Raw genomic sequence first — 20,365 nt, 5'->3', positions numbered from 1 at the left:
CCTATTATGTCCAATTCATGAAAAAAATTCTCTTTCTACTTCCATTTCTCTTCCTATCCGGATTTTTAAACGCAGATTTGCAAGCCCAGATCGCAGCTTCACCCGCTTTTTTGCAGCAGAATGCTGCCAGTGAATCGCGGCAGTGGGTTGATTCGGTTTTTGCTACGCTTACGCCGGATGAGCGGATTGCGCAGTTGATTATGGTGGCGGCGGTTTCTGATGTTAAAAGGGCGGTTATTGATCCTAAAACGAGTAATCCGGCGGTTGTTGAGAAATTGATACGGGAAAATAAAGTGGGTGGGATCGTGTTTTTTCAGGGTGGGCCGGTTCCCCAGGCGCAGCTGACAAATTATTATCAATCGATTTCAAAAGTGCCGTTGCTCATTGCCATGGATGCGGAATTTGGCCTTGCCATGCGCATTGACAGCACAGTGAGATATCCTTATCAAATGACATTGGGTGCGATCCAGGGAAGTAATGACCTGATTTATGAAATGGGCGCGCAATTGGCCAAACAAGCCATACGCCTGGGCATGCACATTAACTTTGCCCCTGTCGCTGACGTGAATAATAACCCCGACAATCCAGTCATCAGCTTCCGGTCTTTTGGAGAAAATAAATACAAAGTTGCGGATAAAGCCGTCGCTTACATGAAGGGAATGCAGGATAACGGCCTGTTAACCAGCGCCAAACATTTTCCCGGGCACGGCGACACGGGCGTAGATTCCCATTATGATCTTCCTTTGATCTCACACAATACAAACCGGCTTGATTCTCTCGAATTATATCCTTTCAAAGCATTGATCGCCAACGGCATAAGCGGGATGATGATCGCACATTTGAGCATTCCTGCGCTGGATAAAACGCCGAATCTGCCTTCGACCCTTTCCAAACCCATTGTATCCGATCTGCTGCGAAAACAGCTTGGATTTGACGGGCTTATTTACTCCGATGCAATGAATATGAAAGGGGTAACCAAATATTTCCCGAACGGAAGAGCCGACGCAATGGGCCTCGAAGCCGGAATGGATCTGCTGGAATTTACCGAGGATGTTGCCAAGTCGATTGCTGAAATCAAGAAAAGCATTGCGGAAGGAAAAATAACGCAGGCGGAAATTGACGCGCGTTGCAAAAAAGTGCTGCAAGCCAAAGCATGGGCGGGCCTGAACCATTATAAACCGGTTGATCTCAACAATTTATACAAAGACCTGAACCCAAAAGCCGCAGAACTCACGAACCGTCTTTTAACCGAAAAAGCCCTAACAGTCCTCAAAAACGACAAAGACTTACTGCCACTGCGTGACCTGGACACGCTGAAAATCGCTTCCATATCATTAGGCGCCGACACAATAACGACTTTTCAAAAAACATTAGGCTTATACACGACCGTTGAGCACTTTTTTATCCCTGCAAAAGCAACCGAAACACAAGTTGCTGAGCTGCGTGAAAAGTTAAAAGCATTCAATCTATTACTCGTAGGCGTTCATTTAGGAAGCATTTCGCCAAGGACCAATTATGGCTTAACGGAACAGATGAGTGCCGTTTTGCAGGAATTGATCGCTTCCAACAAGGCAGTCGTTTCTATTTTTGGAAATCCTTATGCTTTGAACAAAATACTGAAGCCGGAAAGTGCACGTGCATTGATCATGGCGTACCAGTTAACGCCTTACACGCAGGATCTGTCGGCACAGTTGATTTTCGGTGCCATTCCGGCGCAGGGAAAATTGCCGGTGACTGTCAATGCGCAATTTCCGTATAATGCCGGCATTGAAACGCCGGCTATTGGCAGGTTGAAATACACCATTCCTGAGGAGCTTGGACTTGATTCTGAGGTCATTACTTATAAAATTGATTCTATTGCAAACCTTGCGGTTACGCAAAAAGCAACGCCGGGCTGCGTGGTGCAGCTGGCGAAGGATGGCAAAGTGTTTTTCAGAAAAGCATATGGAAAGCACACCTATGAAGGAAATGCGAATGTAAAACTGACGGACCTTTACGACCTGGCCTCTGTAACCAAAATCACAGCTTCCACACTGGCATTAATGAGTCTATGGGACGCGAAAAAATTTGATCTGGATGCCACAATGAAGGATTACTTGCCGGATTTTGAAGGTTCCAACAAAGCAGACCTGCAATGGCGCCGCGTTTTGACGCACAGTGCTCGTTTAAAGGCATTTATCGTCCTTTGGAAAGAAGCGCAGAACGCGGATGGCAGTTGGAAAAAGAAAACTTTCAGCACCAAACAGTCTAAGAAATATCCGACTTCTGTTGTGGGTGACAGCCTTTTTATCTTCAAAAACTATGATAAAAAGATTTTCAAGGCCATTCGTGATTCTCCATTGAATGAAAAAGAAGGCTATGTGTACAGCGATCTTTCGTTTATCCTTTATCCTCAGATCGTTAAGACATTGTCGGGTGAAAATTTTGAGGATTATTTGAAAAACCATTATTACCACAAATTGGGTGCTAATACATTAACATTCAACCCGAAACGTTTTTACAAGCTGCAAGACATTGTTGAGACAGAGCGGGATACATTTTTCAGGATGACGCAATTGCATGGTCAGGTCCATGATGAGGCGGCTGCCATGTTAGGCGGACTGAGCGGGCATGCGGGGTTGTTTGGAGATGCGAATGATGTGATGAAGGTTTGGCAAATGTATTTGCAGCAGGGCTATTATGGCGGTCAGCAGTTGTTGAGTAAGGATGCACTGGTTGAATTTACGCGTTACCAATATCCTGAAATGGGAAGTCGCCGTGGGATCGGGTTTGATAAGCCTTCTTTCAAATATTCAGGAAATGCGCCGAAATATGCGAGTCCTTCGAGCTTTGGGCACACGGGTTATACCGGGATCATGACCTGGGCAGATCCGGCATGGAAGCTTAATTATGTATTTTTATCCAACCGCGTTTACCCGACTCGGGAGAATAATAAGATTTCGCAGCTCAACATTCGCACGGCGATCATGGATGTGGTGTATCAGGAATTGTTGAAAAAAGTAAACCCTGAAGCAACCGCCGGGCTCTGATAACTTCCTACATTTGCAGGATTCACAAGTTCAATTATGGCGCAACATTATCGGTTTGACAAAGAAAAAGCTTCCCGGCGGCCTGGCGTCACGCCGCTGAAAGACGCTATTGATCAAATGCTGGACAAATACCGGCTCCGTAACCGATTTGATCAATCGTACGTTGTTGCCCACTGGGAAAAAATCATGGGTTCCGCGATCGCAACCCGCACAAAAACGGTTTACATCAAAGAAAAGACCCTTTTTCTACAAATAGAATCCGCCCCGCTGCGCGACGAACTCTTCCGCGCCAAGGCAAAGATCATCGAGCTCATTAACCGCGAAATGGGTTCAGAGTTGCTGGAAGAAGTGGTTTTTATTTAGTAAACTATACTATCTTTAATTTGGTTTGAAAAAAAAAGCTATGACAACACTATTCATTAATACGGAAGATCAGAAAGTTCTCCAAGCTGTTAAGGATCTCTTGAAAAATGCCCACGTTTCTTTTGAAGAGCAGGCAGAAAGTCCATATAATCCTGAGTTTGTTGAAAAAATTAAGAAAGGCACAAAAGATATTCAGGATGGGAAGGGAGTGAAGATTAGCCCTAATGATATCACATACAATCCTGAATTTGTAGCCATGATCGAGGATGGCGAAAAGCAAATTAGAGAGGGTCGCACTACTGAACTAAAAGAAGGAGAAAATTTATGGGATCTGGTAACTTCAAAATAAAGTTTACCGATCTCGCGCTGCAACACTTAGAATTCTGGCATAAATCTGGCCGGAAAACGCACATTAAGAGAATTGAAAAGTTGATTCAATCGATCAGGGAAACGCCGGCCTCCGGAATTGGAAAACCTGAGTTGTTGCGCCACAATCTGGCGGGAAGATATTCGAGACGAATCGATAAGGAACATCGGATTATTTACAGAATAGAAGACCAGACGGTTTTTATTATTTCCATGAAGGGTCACTACGAGCCCTAGCATATTATCTTTTAATGAATAGAATCAACCTCCCTCCCTTCCTTCAACCCGGCGATAAAATTGGCATTGTGGCTCCGGCTAGTGTTTTGAATTATGAGGATGTCTTGCCTGGGATTGATATTTTTAAGCGTGAATGGGGTCTTGAAGTGGTTGAGGGCGAGACTTTGAAAACTGCTTCAAACCAGTTCTCAGCACCGGATGATGTGCGTCTCGCGGATCTGCAAGCGATGCTGGATGATCCTTCAATTAAGGCTGTTATTGCTGCCCGCGGTGGTTATGGCTGCTCCCGGATCGTGGATCAGCTTAATTTTAATCAATTTCTTGAAAATCCGAAATGGGTTGTTGGGTTTAGTGACCTTACTGTGATCCTTTCCCGGATATATGATGCTGGCTATGCCAGCTTACATGCGCCTATGGCTAAGTCGATCACGACGGACGGTGCGGAATTGGCGAAGGAATCGCTCAGGCAAATGTTGTTTGGCGAAATGCCGCATTACCAGGTTGCAAACCATGAGCTGAACCGACCAGGAACTGCAAATGGACAAGTAGTGGGCGGTAATCTTTGCATATTGGCACATTTGATAGGCTCTGAAACGGACGTTGATACGGATGGTAAAATCCTTTTCATTGAAGACATTAATGAATATCTCTATAACCTGGACCGCATGATGATCCAGATGAAACGGGCGGGTAAATTTGATAAGCTGGCCGGGCTTATTATTGGCCAGTTTACGGATATGAAGGATAACAGCAACCCGACATTCGGTAAAACTTACTACGAGATCATTCACGAACACATTGCCGGGTTCGATTATCCGGTTTGTTTCAATTTCCCGGTTGGCCATGTTGGTGACAACCGCGCAATGGGCGTTGGTATGGAAGCTTTCCTGAACATTACCAGCGAAGAAGTTTCCTTCCAATTTGCAAATTCCAAGATCTAGTCATGTATGGACACATTTAATAATAAGGTTGTCTGGATAACCGGCGCATCTTCGGGAATCGGCGAAGCGATGGCGCTTGCGTTTGCGAAAGAAGGTGCTAAGCTCATTTTGACCGCCAGACGCGAGGATGAGCTGCAACGCGTGAAACAATTAACAGACCTACCAGAGACTTCCGTTCTGGTGCTTCCCATGGATGTAACGCAGTTTGACAAAGCGCAAGGAGCGGCCGAGCGCGTTATTGCACATTTCGGACGGATCGATATAATGGTCCACAATGCGGGAGTAAGCCAGCGTTCTTATGTGAATGATACGGCGCTGGATGTTTATCAGAAACTGATGAATGTGAATTTTTTCAGCACGGTCGCAATCACCAAGGCGGTTTTGCCTTATATGATGAAGCAAAAAAGCGGGCATTTCATCGTGATCAGCAGCGTTGCAGGGAAAATTGGAACGATCATGAGATCGGGCTATAATGCTGCCAAACATGCACTGCACGGCTTTTATGATTCGCTCAGGGCCGAGGGTTATGATGATAACATTAAAGTAACGACGGTTTGCCCGGGTTATATCCGCACAAATATTTCGCTGAATGCGATGGATGCTTCCGGAAGTAAATTTGGCAAAATGGACTCCAATCAGGCGAAAGGAATTCCCGCAGAAGAATGTGCGCGCAGGATTCTCGACGCTGTAAAAAAGGATAAAAAGGAAATTTATATAGGCGGACTTAAAGAAGTTGCCGCCATTTATGTAAAGCGTTTTTTACCAAATCTGCTGTTTGATCAGGTGCGAAAAAACATTCCGGAGTAAAACTGTTTTACTTGCTTTTCCCTTTTTTTACATCACTTGATTTAGCCATTTGCAAATAATCCGTGGCCAAACGGCTCAGCGAACGCACACCCAATACCAGGCTGCCTTCGTCCACATAAAAGTCAGGCGTATGATGCGGCGCTGCCTCCTCCACCGATTTCCCCTTCGGCATACCGCCCAGAAAAAAGAAGAATCCGGGGACTTTTTGCTGAAAATACGAGAAATCTTCGGCACCTGTTTTGGCCGGGATTAAATTTACATTGTCTTTTCCAGCCACATTATCCAGCGTCCCGATCATTTTCGCTGTTAACGCCTCGTTATTAAATGTCACCGGATACATGACATTGATATTCACCTTGGCCGACGCACCCGCACTCTCCGCAATGTTGGTTGCGATCTCATTCATGCGCTTGTGTACATACGTATGCATGCCCTCGTCAAATGTGCGGACAGTGCCGATCATTCTCACGCTTTCCGGAATAATGTTCTGCCTGATGCCGCCATTGACCGCTCCGACAGTTACTACAGCGGGCGCCTGCGTGAGGTTCAAATTGCGGCTTACGATGGTCTGCAACCCCATTATGATCTGAGACGAGGTCACAATCGGATCTACGCCGGACCATGGATAGGCGCCGTGCGTTTGCTTTCCTTTCACGTCAATGCTGAAAAAATCGACCGCTGCCATCGTCGCGCCCGGCTTGTAGGCGATCTTACCAACTTCTATTAATGCATCAATATGGAGCCCGAAAATCGCTTCAACAGCGGGATTGTCCAGAACGCCTTCCTTAACCATCAGTTTCGCACCGCCCTCCTCGCCCTCCGGCGCACCTTCTTCGGCTGGCTGAAAGATGAATTTGATTGTTCCGGGGATCTCATTCTTCATCCCTGCAAGCACTTCCGCAACGCCCATCAGGATCGCCACGTGTGTATCATGCCCGCATGCGTGCATGACGCCTGTTTTCTGACCATTATAATCAGTTACAACTTTGGACTTGAACGGAACATCCACACGCTCAGTCACAGGCAGTCCGTCCATATCAGCCCTCAGGGCTACGACAGGCCCCGGCTTTCCGCCTTTAAGCAGCCCGACAACACCCGTATGGGCTACGCCGGTCGTGACTTCAATGCCCAATTGTTTCAGATGGTTCGCAACTTTCTCGGCAGTTTTGAATTCGCGGTTACCCAGCTCCGGGTTTTCGTGAAAATCGCGCCGCCATTCAATAAGCTTTTTTTCCAGCGATTGTGCTTTCTGATCAATTGAGGCCGATAAACCGGACTGCGCATGAACGTGCAGGGAGGAGATGATCAGCGCGGTGCAAAGTATAGTTCTGAGCATAATTGAAAGGTTATGAAAACTCCTATTTATTAGAATAATCCAAAATAAAAAGAATTTAGTCAACGGTTTGCAACGAATAAATTCTATAAGAAAATAATTTAGATTCATTCTCATTAAGGCAAACGTATATCCCTAACGTCAAACTAGTTTGCTATTTATTATTCTTAAAACCGCTGTGCGGTAATGATACGAAAAAGTTAATAAAAGCACCATATCATTAACAAAAATATAATAGTAACCTGGTTTTTACATCAATCAAACATTTAAAAAAATCGCAAAAAATGCCCTATCCCAGGTATAATATTTGTCAAAAACGCGGCGGACACCAAAGTATATTTTGAAAAATTGCAATTAAAAGGTTGTAATGGTTAAACTAATAATTATTTTTGCAACATTATGTTAACATAACAATTCTAACTCTTTTAACACGTATGAGGAAGACTCTATTAACCCTACTGGGATGCTTGCTGCTATTGACAGCACAGGTATTCGCCCAGGATCGCGCCGTGACGGGTAAAGTCAGCGCTGATGATGGCTCGGCACTACCGGGTGTGAACATTTCTTTGAAAGGTACTAATCGCGGTACTACCACAGATGCGCAGGGAGCTTATTCGATTAATGCAGAATCAGGCTCTACATTGGTGTTTAGTTTTATCGGTTTCCAGACTCAGGAAGCCGTTGTAGGAAGTCAGACCAACATTAACATTTCGCTTAAGAATGATGTAAGCCAGTTGCAGGAAGTGGTTGTAACGGCATTAGGCCAGGAAAGAAAAAGGAATGAACTGGTTTACGCCGCTCAGCAGGTTAACGCTGAACAAATCACGCAGGCGCGTAACCCAAGCGTAATGAACGCACTGGCAGGTAAAGTGGCTGGTCTGGACATTAAAACAAACAACAACATGGGTGGATCGACCAGCGCGGTTATCCGTGGTTTTAAATCCATTACCGGTAACAACCAGGCCCTTTGGGTTATCGACGGTGTGCCCGTTTCCAATGCCAACACCAACACTTCCGATCAGCAGACAGGTCGCGCAGGAACTGACTACGGTAATGCCGCAGCGGATATCAACCCTGACAACATTGCTTCGGTAAACGTTTTGAAAGGTGCAGCTGCAACAGCATTGTACGGTTCACGTGCTTCCAACGGTGTGATTTTGATCACCACCAAACAAGGACGTAAAAATAGCTTCGACGTGGTTGTGAACAGCGGTGTTACCTGGGGTAAGATCGACAAATCGACTTTCGTGAAATATCAGAAAGAATATGGTGCAGGATACGATGGTGACGGCGCAAAAACGCGTTTTTACCGTGGTAACCTGGGTTCAGGAGAAGGAAACATTACATTGTTTGATGCAGATGCTTCTTTCGGTCCTAAATTCGACCCGAATGTAATGGTTTACCAGTGGGATGCACTTGACCCAAGTTCACCGAATTATCAGAAAATGACTCCATGGGTTGCTGCTGCAAACGGACCGGACAAATTTTATGAAACTGGTGTCAACTCAAACCAAAGCGTAAGCATCACCGGTGGAGGTGATAACTCAACTTTTAAAGTTGGATACACAAGAAATGATGAGAAAGGCGTGCTTCCAAACAGTAAGTTGGGCAAGAACCTTTTCAACTTCTCGGCTTCTTTTGACTTGTCGAAAAAATTGTCAGTTCAGGCTAATGCCAACTATTCCCAGATCAAAGGTCTTGGTCGTTACGGAACAGGTTATGATGGTAAAAACCCTAACCAACAGTTCAGACAGTGGTTCCAGACCAACGTTGATTTATTGGAACAAAAAGACGCTTATTTCAGAAACGAGCAGAACGTAACATGGAACTGGGCGAGCCCAACAAGACCATTTGACACAAACGGCCCGATCTACTCTGAAAACCCATACTACTCCCGTTACCAAAACTATTCGAACGATACGCGTGATAACTTCTTCGGTTATGCACAGGCTATTTACAAGCTTGCTCCGTGGGTTGACATTACAGGTCGTTTTGCATACAACGGAACGCAGGATTTCCAGGAAGAAAGAATTGCATTCAACAGTTCAAGCCCTGCGGAATACAGCCGTTACAACAGAGGTTTCAATGAAACCAACCTGGACGTAATCGTTAACTTCCGTAAAGCCATCACGAAAGATATTAACTTCTCAGGTTTGGCGGGTGGAAGCATGCGCAGATCGAAGTTGAACGCGATCAGAGCGAAAACGAATGGTGGTATGGTTGTACCGGGACTTTATTCCCTGCTGAACTCTATCAATGCGATCGAAGCGCCGTCTGAAACTTACCAACGCATTGGTGTGGATGGTATTTATGCTCAGGCTTCATTTGGTTACAAAGATCTGGTTAACCTTGACCTTACAGCAAGACAAGATAAATCATCGACGCTTCCAAAAGATAACAACACGTATTTCTATCCTGCGATCGGTGCCAACTTCAACTTCTCAAACCTTCCGGGCTTCAAATTTGACTGGTTGACAATGGGTAAATTGAGCGCTAACTACGCGGAAGTTGGTAATGATGCTCCATGGGGAAGTGTTTTGGATGTTTATGACAAACCAACTGGTATCGGATCCACTCCATACTTTACATTGCGTAACACAAAAAACAACCCTAACCTGAAATCAGAGCGTACTAAAAGCTATGAATTCGGATTGGAAACAGCATTCCTGAACGATCGTGTAGGTTTTAACTTCACGTACTACCGCTCACAAACGCTTGACCAAGTTCTTCCCGTATCTGTTTCAGCTGCGACAGGATTTGCTTTCAAGTATATCAACTCAGGAGAGGTTCAAAACAAAGGTATCGAGATCTCTGCTTATGTAACGCCGATAAAAACGGCTGACTTCTCATGGACAGTGAGCGCGAACTTTGCACGTAACAGAAACGAGGTTATCAGCCTATATGAAGGTGTAACAAACGTTCCTGTTGCCAACTTACAAGGTGGTGTATCTCTGAATGCTGCTGTTGGACAGCCATTTGGTATTATCCGCGGAACGAACTTCGAATACCATAAAGACAATGGTCAGAAAATAGTTCGCTCGAACGGTACGTATGCCGCAACTGCCAGTGCTGCCGAAATTATCGGTAATCCTAACCCGGATTGGATTGGTGGTATCAGCAACAACTTGAAATTCAAATCACTTTCATTGAGTTTCTTGCTTGACATCCGTCATGGTGGAGATGTATGGTCACTGGATCAATGGTATGGAGAAGGAACAGGTATGTATCCGATCACTGCCGGCGTGAACGAATTGGGTAACCCAAAAAGAGATCCTGCTTACAACTACGATAAAGATGGCAAAAGACTTGGTCTGACAGATCGCCCAGGTGGTGTGTTGTTCCCGGGCGTGAAGGCTGATGGCAGCCCTAACGACATCAGAGCTGAAAACTCAGATGGTAACGGAAACACGGCTTATGGTTACCCAACCAACCCTCCACGTGCGATGTATATCTACGATGCGAGCTACATTAAATTGAGAGAAGTTGCCTTGACTTACTCTTTGCCACAAGATTTCGTTGCAAAATTGCGCGCTTTCAAAGGAATTGACGTTTCAGTAATCGGACGTAACCTTTGGATCATTCACAAAAACATGGATTTCCAAGATCCGGAAGAAGGTTTGGGCTCAGGCTTGCTGAACGGTGCAGGCGGTTACCAAAGTGGTGCTTATCCGGCGGTAAGAAGTTATGGTTTCAATGTTAAATTCCGTTTCTAAAATATAGTATGAAAAGATTAATCATTTTCTTTCTACCGATCCTGCTGATGACCGCTTGCGTCGACAGCCTGGACGACTACAATGTTGACCAGAAGCGCCCTTCGGAGGTGCCACCGGTGAATTTGTTCTCTAATGCTTTGAAAGGCCTTGCCGATACATTGACAAGCCCTAACGTAAACGTTAATAACTATCGCTTGTACGTACAACACTGGGCAACAACCACTTACCTGGATGAGCCTCGTTACAACGTAACAGCGCGTACAGTTCCTCAGGCTTTCTGGCAGGGGCTTTACAAAGGTGTAATTTCCGATTTGAACGAAGCGCGAAGACTGCTGAATGCAGACGAGTTCATTCTTCCTGCAAACAGAGACGTGCAATTGGCACAGATCGAAGTTGTTGAAGTAATGGCCTGGGCTGCACTTGTGAATACTTTTGGTAACATCCCTTATTCGGAAGCTTTGAATCCTGATAACGTACTTCCAAAGTATGACGATGCTAAAACTGTTTACGATGCCTTGCTGGCCCGTCTGGATGTTGCGATTCCTAAATTCAGCACAACCGGCGTAGGCTTTACAAATGGTGACTTGCTTTATGAGGGTAACAACGCGCAATGGGCTAAGTTTGCCAATTCATTGAAATTGAAACTGGCAATGATCATTGCGGACAGTGATCCTGCTAAGGCAAAAACACTGGTAGCACAAGCGGCGGCAAATGTTTTCACGTCTAACAATGATATCGCAGCGTTCCCATACATCGACACCCCGCCGAACTACAACGTAATTGCTCAGAATTTGAACCCGTTGTATTCAAGCCGTCAGGATTTCGTTGCCTCTGCAACCATTCTCAATCCTTTGAAAGATTTGAAAGATCCAAGACTTCCTGCCTTCTTCACACCTAACGAAGATGGCGTGTATATTGGTGGTAACTATGGTTTTTCAAACACTTATTCCGCATTCTCTCACGTAGGCGACAATATTATTGAGCCGGATCTGGAAGGAATTTTGCTGGATTATTCTGAGGTTGAATTCTTGCTTGCTGAGGCTGTCGAGAGAGGTTTTATCACAGGTTCTGCTGCTACGCATTATAACAAAGCCGTTGGTGCTTCCATTGAATATTGGTTGAACAATATCGGTGAGCCAGCTGCTGCCATTACTGCTGCAACAACCGCTTACCTTGTGCAGCCAAAAGTGGCTTATGCAACAGCAGGAGCTAGTTACAAAGAAAAAATCGGCTTCCAGAAATGGTTGGCATTGTATAACAGAGGATGGGAATCATGGGTTGAATGGAGAAGATTGGATTATCCAAAATTGCTTCCTCCAACTGGTGGTAACGCTCCTGCCGGACTAGCTATCCCTGTAAGAATGATCTACCCGATCAATGAGCAAACGCTGAACGGTGTAAACCGCGAATCAGCTGCCGGTGCAATTGGTGGAGACCTTGTAACGACTAAATTGTGGTGGGATAAGTTTTAATTTTGAAGCTTACCGACATACAGAAAAAGGGGACATTTTGTCCCCTTTTTTTATGCCCTTCCCCCAATAAGGCTCCCAAACATGCCTTAAATTTTGAGTAATATGGCATTTGTAAAATTTAATCAACGAAAACTCCTTTACGGACAAATTTTAATCTAGAAAAGGTGCGTTGCTAGTTGCAATTGTCTAAACAATAATTATTTTTACGTAAGCATTTTAATAACAAACCTAACTTAATGAAACAAAATCTACTACTCTTCTTGGGAGGGTTGCTGCTGCTCTGCAGCCAGGCATTCGCCCAAAGCAGGGAGGTAACCGGGACGGTTACTTCCAAGGACGACGGGTCACTTCTTCCCGGCGTATCAATCAGAATTGCCGGCACGAACACCGGAACATTATCCAATGATAAAGGCGAATACAGCATTAATGCGCGCCCGGATCAAACGCTTATCTTTTCTTTTGTCGGCTTCCTGAACCAGGAGCTGAAAGCACCTTCATCAGGAAAACTCGATGTTGTTTTGGCGCTGGACGAACTTGCGCTGAATGAAGTCGTGATCACCGCCGGTGGTCTAACGGCACAACGCCGCGAGCTGGGTAACCAGTCGACGACCGTAAAAGCGCAGGACATTGTCCAAGGCAAACCCATTAGTGTGGCGGCCAGCCTTGCAGGCCGTGTGCCGGGATTGCTGGTTATGGGTGTGAGCAGCGGGGTGAACCCGAACTACCGCCTCGTACTTCGCGGTAACCGCTCCTTGACCGGTAACAACCAGGCGCTGGTTGTAATCGACAACATTATATCAACAAACGATATCCTGGGTAACCTTAACCCGGAAGATATTGACGATATCCAGGTTTTGAATGGAGCAGGTGCAGCCGCATTATATGGTTCCGATGCATCCAACGGTGCCTTGATCGTTACTACCAAAAAAGGAAAATCGGGGGTAACGCAGTTCAAAGTATCCAACACCACAACACTTGAAAAAGTAAGCTTTTTACCTCAGCTGCAAAACGGTTTCGGATCGGGAACAACACCGGATGATGTACCTACGTATACGCCGTACGAAAACCAGCAGTATGGTCCGGCATACGACGGATCGATGGTGAACATTGGTAAGCCATTACAGGATGGCTCTATTCAATCTGTTCCTTATTCAACGAAAAATTTCCGCGAGGACTTCTGGAACACAGGTGTGGCTAATCAAACTGACCTAAGTGTGACGACAGGTGATGAAAAAGGCACATTCTACTTGTCAGCACAGTATTTTGATCAAAAATCAACTGTTCCATATGACAAGTATAAAAGATACAGCGTACGTGCGAACGTGGTGCGTCACATTTACAAAAACCTGACTGCATCATTTAACACAAACTTTATTGCTGGTCGTACTGCACAAAGCAGCAATACGGCAGCTGCTTACGAAAATATGCTGATGTCACCCGGTCAGGTGGATGTTACGCAATATGAAGATTGGCAGAACAACCCATATGCTAACCCTAATGGCTATTTCAATGAGTATTACCAGAATCCCTACTTTACATTGTCTAACAACCGTTGGGATCAGCGGAATGACTATCTGCAGGGGAACATGGAATTGAAATGGAACCCGGTAAAACCATTGACATTCACGTATCGTGTGGGTATGAGCGGCCGTAACTTGTCAGGAAAAGTTTACACAGGCAAATTCACATATACAGATTATACCAAAAGCATTTCAGGAAGCTCCAAAACAGACATTGCAGGATTGGTAACTGATTATGCAGGTTACACAACTCAGTTTGTCAACGACTTTTTGGCTGAGTTCAGAACAAACCTGACTCCTTCATTTAACCTGAATGTTGCGGTTGGAACAACAGTTCGCGAAAACGCAACCAAGGCAATGGGTGTTGTTGCGAACGGTCTTGTTATTGACGGACTGTATAACATCGGTAACAGCTTGAACCCGCCGATCGCAAACGAAGGAAATTACAAAGCACGTCAAATTGGTGTGTATGGTGAAGCCCGTCTTGGTTTTAAAGAATTCCTTTACCTGCACGTGACAGGAAGAAATGACTGGCGTTCGATCCTGGCGAAAGAAAACCGCTCATTCTTCTATCCTTCTGCGGACATTTCCTTTATTGCAAGCGACGCGATCCCCGGACTTGCAAACTCCGAATTCCTTGAAAGTTTGAAATTCCGTGCAGGTTACTCACAGGTTGGACAAGTTAACTTAGGTAACAACAGAGATTTTGGCCCAATTCCATTGAATAACCTGGGTGCTTACTCTTTGAGCAGTACATTCTCCCAAGCTTTTGGTTACCCATATACAAGTGGTGCCGGATTTGTTCAGGATAACGTGCTTGTTTCTGCGAACCTGAAACCGGAGATCACAACAGGCCTTGAGGGTGGTATCGACTTTGAATTCCGTCCATGGAGCATTGGTGGTGGTCTTACTTTTTACAAAACCAACACCGTTGACCAAACCATCACCGTTTTAATTCCAAACTCTACGGGTTTCGGATCATTAAGGACGAACATTGGAGAGGTTGAAAACAAAGGGATTGAAGCAACATTGCACATTACCCCGATCAAAACTGCTTCGGGACTAAAAGTGGATTTGAGCGCCAATTACACTTACAACCAGAATGAAGTGCTTTCCCTATCTGCACAATCTAACGAGCTGAGCGTTGGTTCTTCGGGTTCTCCTGCCAAGGTTATTGCAAAAGTAGGCTCGCCTTTCCCGCTTCTTCAGGTAACGGATTACAGACGCGACGATCAGGGAAGAATTATTGTTGATGCAAAAACGGGTTATCCTTCGACAGATGGTACATACCATGATGTTGGCATCACCAACCCGCCGCACATCCTGGGCGTAAATGGAGGTATTACCTTCAAAAAGTTAAGACTGAACCTGCTGTTTGAGTATCGCAATGGACATTATATCTACAATTCAGTTTCCGGTGGATTTGACTTTTCCGGTGCTGGGGTTCGTACGGGCTGGTACAACAGGGATCGTTTTGTGATTCCAAATTCCTCTTATGAGAATGCAGAAGGTGAATTTGTCGAGAACACCAACATTGCTGTAAGAAGTGGTGGTGCTGATTTCTGGACGGATGCAACCAGAAATAGAGACATAGGCCGGAATTTTACGAACTCGGCAGGTTTCTGGAAATTGCGTGAGGCATCGATTGGCTACGAGCTGCCCGCCGGATTGCTTGAAAAAACAAAAGTGATCAAAGGTGCCAGCGTCAGCGTTCAGGGAAGAAACCTCTTTATATGGGCCCCAAAATCAAACCTGTACACCGATCCTGAGTATAGTTCAAACGGAGCAGACAACAATGCTGTCGGTTTCACCAGCCTTGGCCAAACACCGCCGGCGCGTTACTTCGGTGGCACATTATCATTAACATTCTAATTAAACAATAATGAAAAGATATAACATCAGTTGGATGCTGGTACTGCTAATCACAGTCCTCTCATCTTGTAAAGATTATCTCGATATCAATACCAACCCGAACCAGGCAACAAGTGTGCAAGCCCTGCTGGTTTTGCCCGCTGCTATCACCGGGACGGCTTCTGTATCGAACCAGTTTAACGGTTATGGTGCACATTTCGGTGGCTACATGGCCAATGCGGGAGGTTTTTCAGGTTTTGGTAATTTGTTCAACTACCAGATCATCCCGAACGACTATAACGCACTGTGGGTCAATGCGTATGACAACCTGAATGATTACAAATATGTGATCGATCAGACGGAAGGCGACGATACGCAGGCCTATGCCAGTGCAGCGGCACAGATCATGGTTGCTTATAACTTCCAGAAATTAGTGGATGCCTTCGGTGACGTTCCTTACACAGAGGCTTTGCAAAACAATGCGAACCTGACGCCTAAGTATGACGACGCAGCAACGATTTATCAGGATCTTATTACTAAACTTGACGAATCGATTGCAAAGATTGATGGGGCAGAATTTCCAACGGCACTGAATTCATCTTCCGATCCAATGTTTGGCGGTGATATGGAAAAATGGAAGAAATTTGCCAACACGGTAAAGCTTCGTATTCTGATCCGTGTTTCTGGCGTGCCTGCACTTTCTTCTTTTGTAACCACAAAATTTGCTGCGCTGGACAAAACACTTGGCTTCATCACGGACGATGCGATTGTAAATCCGGGCTATGTGAAAGATAAACCAAACCCACTCTGGAATTCCTGGGGATATCAGACAACGGGCACGCTTTCTAACTCTTCCCGCATCCCTACCGAATTCGCTTTCGGATTTTACAAGGGTCAAAAGCTGGAGGACACGGGAAGAGGCGAAGTGATCTTCAAAAACTTCGAAACCAATACACCGGTAAACCAGCTTGGAAACGAAGTGGATGCGCCAACGATCATTACCAACTATTCTACCTGGTATACCGGCACATTCAGCAGCGCTTCCAGCATTAGTAACGCACTGGGTGTTTTGAAAGGCCCAAGCCAGGGACAAGTGCTGATGCTGCTTGCAGAAGCGCAGTTCTTACAGGCAGAAGCAAGATTGAAAGGTTTCATCACAGGCGATTTTGCCGCAAGTTTTGACGCCGGTATCGCCGCATCATACACTTATCTGTACAAAGATGTGACCAATGTGGTTGCAGCTGGAAAAAATGTAACAGCTGACGTAGCTGCTTACAAAGTTGCAAATGCAGCCAGCTATCTGGTGAACATTAAGCTGGCTACAACACCAGCGCAACGCCTGGAAGCGATCATCACGCAAAAATGGATCGCGGTAAATATGATCAACTCCGAGGAAGGTTACAATGAATTCAGAAGAACAGGCTACCCGGTGACACAGCCAAATGGCGACGCTTATCACAACATTGCTTCGCTGCTGTCCACATCAACGCGTCCCGACAAGCTTCCTTCCAGAATTCTTTACCCAACTTCCGAGCAGTCGTACAACGCTGGAAATTACAGAGTGATTAACCCATTTACTGATTTGATCTTCTGGGATCCTAACTGAACAATCTGATATGAACTATTCAATAAAAATAGCTGGCCTTTTCCTCTTTGGTGTGGCCATTACATCCTGCCTGAAAGACGACATGAACCTGGATCCGGACACCTCGACGAATGTCGTTGAGTTTAAAAACCCGTCCAGCTTCGTATCACCTTCCGGCAGCACTTATGCACTTTATTCTCAGTCGTTTGATCTGGCTGAGGAAGCCGACTATCCGGTTGAAGTCAGTTACTCCGGAGCAGATGTTGCACCGCAGGACATTACCGTAACATTGGGCGTGGATACAGCTGCCGTAACGCAGTATAATGCAGAGCAGGAAGAAGCATTCGAAGCGATTACGCCGGACCTTTATACCATTCCTGCATCCGTTGTCATTCCAAAAGGACAGCGCAGAGCAGAAGTTGTGATCAAGCTGAAACCGTCGAAGTTTGATTTTGCCAAAAGCTATGTGCTTCCGATCCAGATCAAATCCGCTTCAACGGGCGTAGTTAGCGGCAACTTCGGAACGATCCTGCTGGCTGTTAAGGCTAAGAACATTTACGACGCGACTTACGCAGCAACGGGATATGTTTATCACCCGACAGCACCAAGAGCGGTTGCGAAAGACAAACCAATGGTAACTGTTTCGCCAACAACGGTTTCAGTAGAACTCGGTGATTTGGGGGGTTCGGGCTACAATGCCAATTTGACCATTGATCCAAAAACAAACAAAGTAACCATTACACCAGCCGCCGGAGCAGCAGGAGCGCCTTATACACAGTTTGACACTGCTTTGCCTTCTCCATATACACCGGCCTGGGCGAATGCTTCAAAAGCAAACAACACCTACGACCCTGCAACCAAAACCTTCTATTTGAGATATGGTTACATGGGTGGCAACGGATGGCGGGTAACCGAAGAGATCCTGGTGAGAAAATAAGAATTGAAGACAATGCACTTCCTTATTACGTAATAGTTTGAAATTAGCTGGTCTGTCTCGGGCCAGCTAATTTTTTTTACAACCGTTTTTTTTAACTTTGGTGGTTATCCTATCTGAAATCCATGGAATTTTTAAAAAGCCAGCGCCTGAATAATCTTAAATATGAGATTCGTGGCGCTACGTATCAAAAAGCATTGGAACTGGAAAGCCTGGGTTATAAAATCCATAACCTGAACATCGGCAATCCAGCCCCATTCGGATTTGACTCTCCGGATGAGATTGTCCACGATATCATCATGAATCTCCGCAATGCGCAGGGCTATTCAGATTCCAGAGGATTATTTGCGGCCAGAAAGGCAGTTATGCATTATACCCAAACTATTGGGATTCAGGATGTTGAAATAAATGATATTTTTATCGGCAATGGTGTCAGCGAGCTTATTCTGCTTTCTATGCAGGCGCTGCTGAATCCGGGGGACGAAGTGCTCGTTCCATCGCCGGATTATCCGCTTTGGACAGCGGCCATCGCATTAAGCGGGGGCACCCCAGTGCATTACGTATGTGATGAAGAGGCAGACTGGAACCCGCACCTCGACGATCTTGAAAAGAAAATCACTTCAAAAACCAAAGGCATTGTCCTCATTAATCCGAACAACCCTACCGGCGCTGTTTACGAAAAGGATGTGTTAATACGCATTGCCAAAATTGCAGAAGAACACGGTCTGATCATTTTTTCCGATGAAATTTATGACAAGATCCTTTACGACGGAGCCGTACATTACCCGATGGGCACATTCGTGACCGACACGCTTTGTGTAAGTTATGGCGGACTGTCGAAGAATTACCGATCGGCAGGTTTCCGTGGCGGATGGATGGTCATGAGCGGTGCAAAGCAAAAAGCCAAGTCCTATCTTGAAGGGATTTTGCTGCTGGCGAGCATGCGACTTTGCGCCAACGTGCCTACACAATATGCCATTCAGACTGCATTAGGAGGTTACCAAAGCATTAAGGAATTGGTTGTTCCAACGGGTAGGCTGCACAAACAAATGAACCTGGTCTACGACCGCCTTACTTCGATTCCAGGCATAACTTGTGTGAAACCGAAAGGTTCATTATATGTTTTTCCAAAAATCGATCTTAAAAAGTTTGGCCTAAAAACAGACGAGCAATTCGTTTACGACCTGCTAAGCGACCAGAAAGTGCTCGTGGTGGCGGGAACCGGTTTCAATTACATCAGCGACGACCATTTCCGGATTGTGTTTTTACCAACAATCGACGAACTGAACCAGGCGATGGATAAGATTGAGTTTTTCCTTGAAAACCATCGGATTTTGTCTACCCGGACCGTGGAAGATGTAATCGCCTGAGTAAGCAGACCATTAACCGATCCCTATCAGCAGTTATTGTCCAGATAAATGACCATTGAAAATACCAGTGTCCAGGAGGCAAAGCGGCAGCGTTTGTTCTTGCTGCTTTGCGGGATATTTTTAACCAATGCATTGATCGCCGAGATCATTGGCGGTAAAATATTTTCGGTGGAAACATTGCTCGGGATCCCGCCCGCGCAACTGCTCATAGCCGGTCAGCGCCTCGACTTCAATATGACGGCTGGTGTTATTAACTGGCCGATCGTGTTTATCACTTCTGATATTATCAATGAATATTTCGGCAGAAAAGGCGTAAAACGCATTTCGTTTCTGACAGCCTGCTTTATTGCCTACACTTTTATCACAATTCTTATAGCCACATTATTGCCGCCAGCTCAATTTTGGCTGGACATCAACAACACCGACAAAGCCGGCAATGTGTTTAACATCAATGATGCATTTTCAAAAATATTCAATCAGGGATTAGGCATAATGATCGGCTCGATCGTAGCGTTTTTATTAGGCCAGTTGCTAGATGTGGCTGTTTTTTCATGGTTAAGAAGGAAAACGGGAAGCCGGTTTATCTGGCTCCGCGCAACTGGCTCGACGATGTTTTCTCAGCTGATAGACAGTTTTGTCGTGATCACCATTGCTTTTTACGTTTTCGGAAATTGGGACCTGAACCAGGTTTTCTCTGTCGGCACGATCAATTATTTATACAAAGGATTAGTTGCGATCCTGCTCACGCCCCTTCTTTACGTAGCGCATTATTTTATCGATAAATATTTGGGGAAAGATTACGCTGACGCGCTTTCACACAAAGCTGCACACGAATAAAAAGTAG

General features: G+C 45.4%; 14 protein-coding genes. 13 read left to right on the top strand and 1 reads right to left on the bottom strand.

The window, feature by feature from the left end:
* The first annotated feature begins 17 nt into the window (after positions 1-17).
* The 6 genes from L0659_RS02665 to L0659_RS02640 are packed head-to-tail and all read left to right on the top strand — an operon-like array spanning position 18 to position 5,743.
* Positions 18-3,029: a glycoside hydrolase family 3 N-terminal domain-containing protein gene (locus L0659_RS02665; RefSeq protein ID WP_235124052.1), complete on the top strand. Its 3,012-nt coding sequence runs from the start codon at positions 18-20 to the stop codon at positions 3,027-3,029.
* A 36-nt stretch (positions 3,030-3,065) separates the two neighbouring features.
* Positions 3,066-3,392, top strand: a complete 327-nt coding sequence (locus L0659_RS02660; RefSeq protein WP_235124050.1) for a DUF721 domain-containing protein — start codon at positions 3,066-3,068, stop codon at positions 3,390-3,392.
* Between the two features lie 25 nt (positions 3,393-3,417).
* On the top strand, positions 3,418-3,741 hold the full coding sequence (locus tag L0659_RS02655; protein ID WP_235124049.1) for a DUF2683 family protein: 324 nt from the start codon (positions 3,418-3,420) through the stop codon (positions 3,739-3,741).
* Entirely contained in the window at positions 3,717-3,995 is a 279-nt protein-coding gene (locus L0659_RS02650) for a Txe/YoeB family addiction module toxin (RefSeq protein ID WP_235124048.1), read from the top strand. Before L0659_RS02655 ends, L0659_RS02650 begins: the two co-directional genes overlap by 25 nt.
* A 14-nt stretch (positions 3,996-4,009) precedes the next feature.
* Positions 4,010-4,936, top strand: a complete 927-nt coding sequence (locus tag L0659_RS02645; protein ID WP_235124047.1) for an LD-carboxypeptidase — start codon at positions 4,010-4,012, stop codon at positions 4,934-4,936.
* A 6-nt stretch (positions 4,937-4,942) separates the two neighbouring features.
* Complete coding sequence (locus tag L0659_RS02640) at positions 4,943-5,743, top strand: SDR family oxidoreductase (RefSeq protein WP_235124046.1); 801 nt, start codon at positions 4,943-4,945, stop codon at positions 5,741-5,743.
* A gap of 7 nt (positions 5,744-5,750) precedes the next feature.
* On the opposite strand, the gene L0659_RS02635 is transcribed toward L0659_RS02640, so the two are convergent.
* Positions 5,751-7,079 carry an amidohydrolase gene (locus tag L0659_RS02635; protein ID WP_235124045.1) on the bottom strand — a complete coding sequence of 443 codons (1,329 nt, stop codon included), beginning with the start codon at positions 7,077-7,079 and terminating at the stop codon, positions 5,751-5,753.
* A 431-nt stretch (positions 7,080-7,510) separates the two neighbouring features.
* On the opposite strand from L0659_RS02635, the gene L0659_RS02630 reads away from it, so the two are divergent.
* The 7 genes from L0659_RS02630 (at position 7,511) to L0659_RS02600 (ending at position 20,358) form a co-directional block, all read left to right on the top strand.
* Positions 7,511-10,789, top strand: a complete 3,279-nt coding sequence (locus tag L0659_RS02630; protein ID WP_235124044.1) for a SusC/RagA family TonB-linked outer membrane protein — start codon at positions 7,511-7,513, stop codon at positions 10,787-10,789.
* 8 nt (positions 10,790-10,797) lie between these two features.
* Entirely contained in the window at positions 10,798-12,261 is a 1,464-nt protein-coding gene (locus L0659_RS02625) for a SusD/RagB family nutrient-binding outer membrane lipoprotein (RefSeq protein ID WP_235124043.1), read from the top strand.
* A 236-nt stretch (positions 12,262-12,497) separates the two neighbouring features.
* Complete coding sequence (locus tag L0659_RS02620) at positions 12,498-15,653, top strand: SusC/RagA family TonB-linked outer membrane protein (protein WP_235124041.1); 3,156 nt, start codon at positions 12,498-12,500, stop codon at positions 15,651-15,653.
* Between the two features lie 10 nt (positions 15,654-15,663).
* Complete coding sequence (locus L0659_RS02615) at positions 15,664-17,238, top strand: SusD/RagB family nutrient-binding outer membrane lipoprotein (protein ID WP_235124039.1); 1,575 nt, start codon at positions 15,664-15,666, stop codon at positions 17,236-17,238.
* Positions 17,239-17,248: 10 nt separating this feature from the next.
* The gene (locus L0659_RS02610) at positions 17,249-18,154 is read left to right on the top strand and encodes a BT_3987 domain-containing protein (RefSeq protein WP_235124037.1); all 906 of its coding nucleotides are present in this window, start codon (positions 17,249-17,251) and stop codon (positions 18,152-18,154) included.
* 122 nt (positions 18,155-18,276) lie between these two features.
* Entirely contained in the window at positions 18,277-19,521 is a 1,245-nt protein-coding gene (locus L0659_RS02605; protein ID WP_304488757.1) for a pyridoxal phosphate-dependent aminotransferase, read from the top strand.
* 48 nt (positions 19,522-19,569) lie between these two features.
* The gene (locus tag L0659_RS02600) at positions 19,570-20,358 is read left to right on the top strand and encodes a queuosine precursor transporter (protein WP_235124035.1); all 789 of its coding nucleotides are present in this window, start codon (positions 19,570-19,572) and stop codon (positions 20,356-20,358) included.
* The last annotated feature ends 7 nt before the right edge of the window (positions 20,359-20,365 follow it).

The organism is Dyadobacter sp. CY347 (genome assembly GCF_021502655.1).
GTDB lineage: Bacteria > Bacteroidota > Bacteroidia > Cytophagales > Spirosomataceae > Dyadobacter.
This window is presented reverse-complemented; position numbering and strand designations above follow the sequence as displayed.

What these genes read in the sequence shown, in the direction of transcription:
- L0659_RS02665 (WP_235124052.1), top strand. Translation starts at nt 18, where the DNA reads ATGAAAAAAATTCTCTTTCTACTTCCATTTCTCTTCCTATCCGGATTT.
- L0659_RS02660 (WP_235124050.1), top strand. Translation starts at nt 3,066, where the DNA reads ATGGCGCAACATTATCGGTTTGACAAAGAAAAAGCTTCCCGGCGGCCT.
- L0659_RS02650 (WP_235124048.1), top strand. Translation starts at nt 3,717, where the DNA reads ATGGGATCTGGTAACTTCAAAATAAAGTTTACCGATCTCGCGCTGCAA.
- L0659_RS02645 (WP_235124047.1), top strand. Translation starts at nt 4,010, where the DNA reads ATGAATAGAATCAACCTCCCTCCCTTCCTTCAACCCGGCGATAAAATT.
- L0659_RS02640 (WP_235124046.1), top strand. Translation starts at nt 4,943, where the DNA reads ATGGACACATTTAATAATAAGGTTGTCTGGATAACCGGCGCATCTTCG.
- L0659_RS02635 (WP_235124045.1), bottom strand. Translation starts at nt 7,079, where the DNA reads ATGCTCAGAACTATACTTTGCACCGCGCTGATCATCTCCTCCCTGCAC.
- L0659_RS02630 (WP_235124044.1), top strand. Translation starts at nt 7,511, where the DNA reads ATGAGGAAGACTCTATTAACCCTACTGGGATGCTTGCTGCTATTGACA.
- L0659_RS02625 (WP_235124043.1), top strand. Translation starts at nt 10,798, where the DNA reads ATGAAAAGATTAATCATTTTCTTTCTACCGATCCTGCTGATGACCGCT.
- L0659_RS02620 (WP_235124041.1), top strand. Translation starts at nt 12,498, where the DNA reads ATGAAACAAAATCTACTACTCTTCTTGGGAGGGTTGCTGCTGCTCTGC.
- L0659_RS02615 (WP_235124039.1), top strand. Translation starts at nt 15,664, where the DNA reads ATGAAAAGATATAACATCAGTTGGATGCTGGTACTGCTAATCACAGTC.
- L0659_RS02610 (WP_235124037.1), top strand. Translation starts at nt 17,249, where the DNA reads ATGAACTATTCAATAAAAATAGCTGGCCTTTTCCTCTTTGGTGTGGCC.
- L0659_RS02605 (WP_304488757.1), top strand. Translation starts at nt 18,277, where the DNA reads ATGGAATTTTTAAAAAGCCAGCGCCTGAATAATCTTAAATATGAGATT.
- L0659_RS02600 (WP_235124035.1), top strand. Translation starts at nt 19,570, where the DNA reads ATGACCATTGAAAATACCAGTGTCCAGGAGGCAAAGCGGCAGCGTTTG.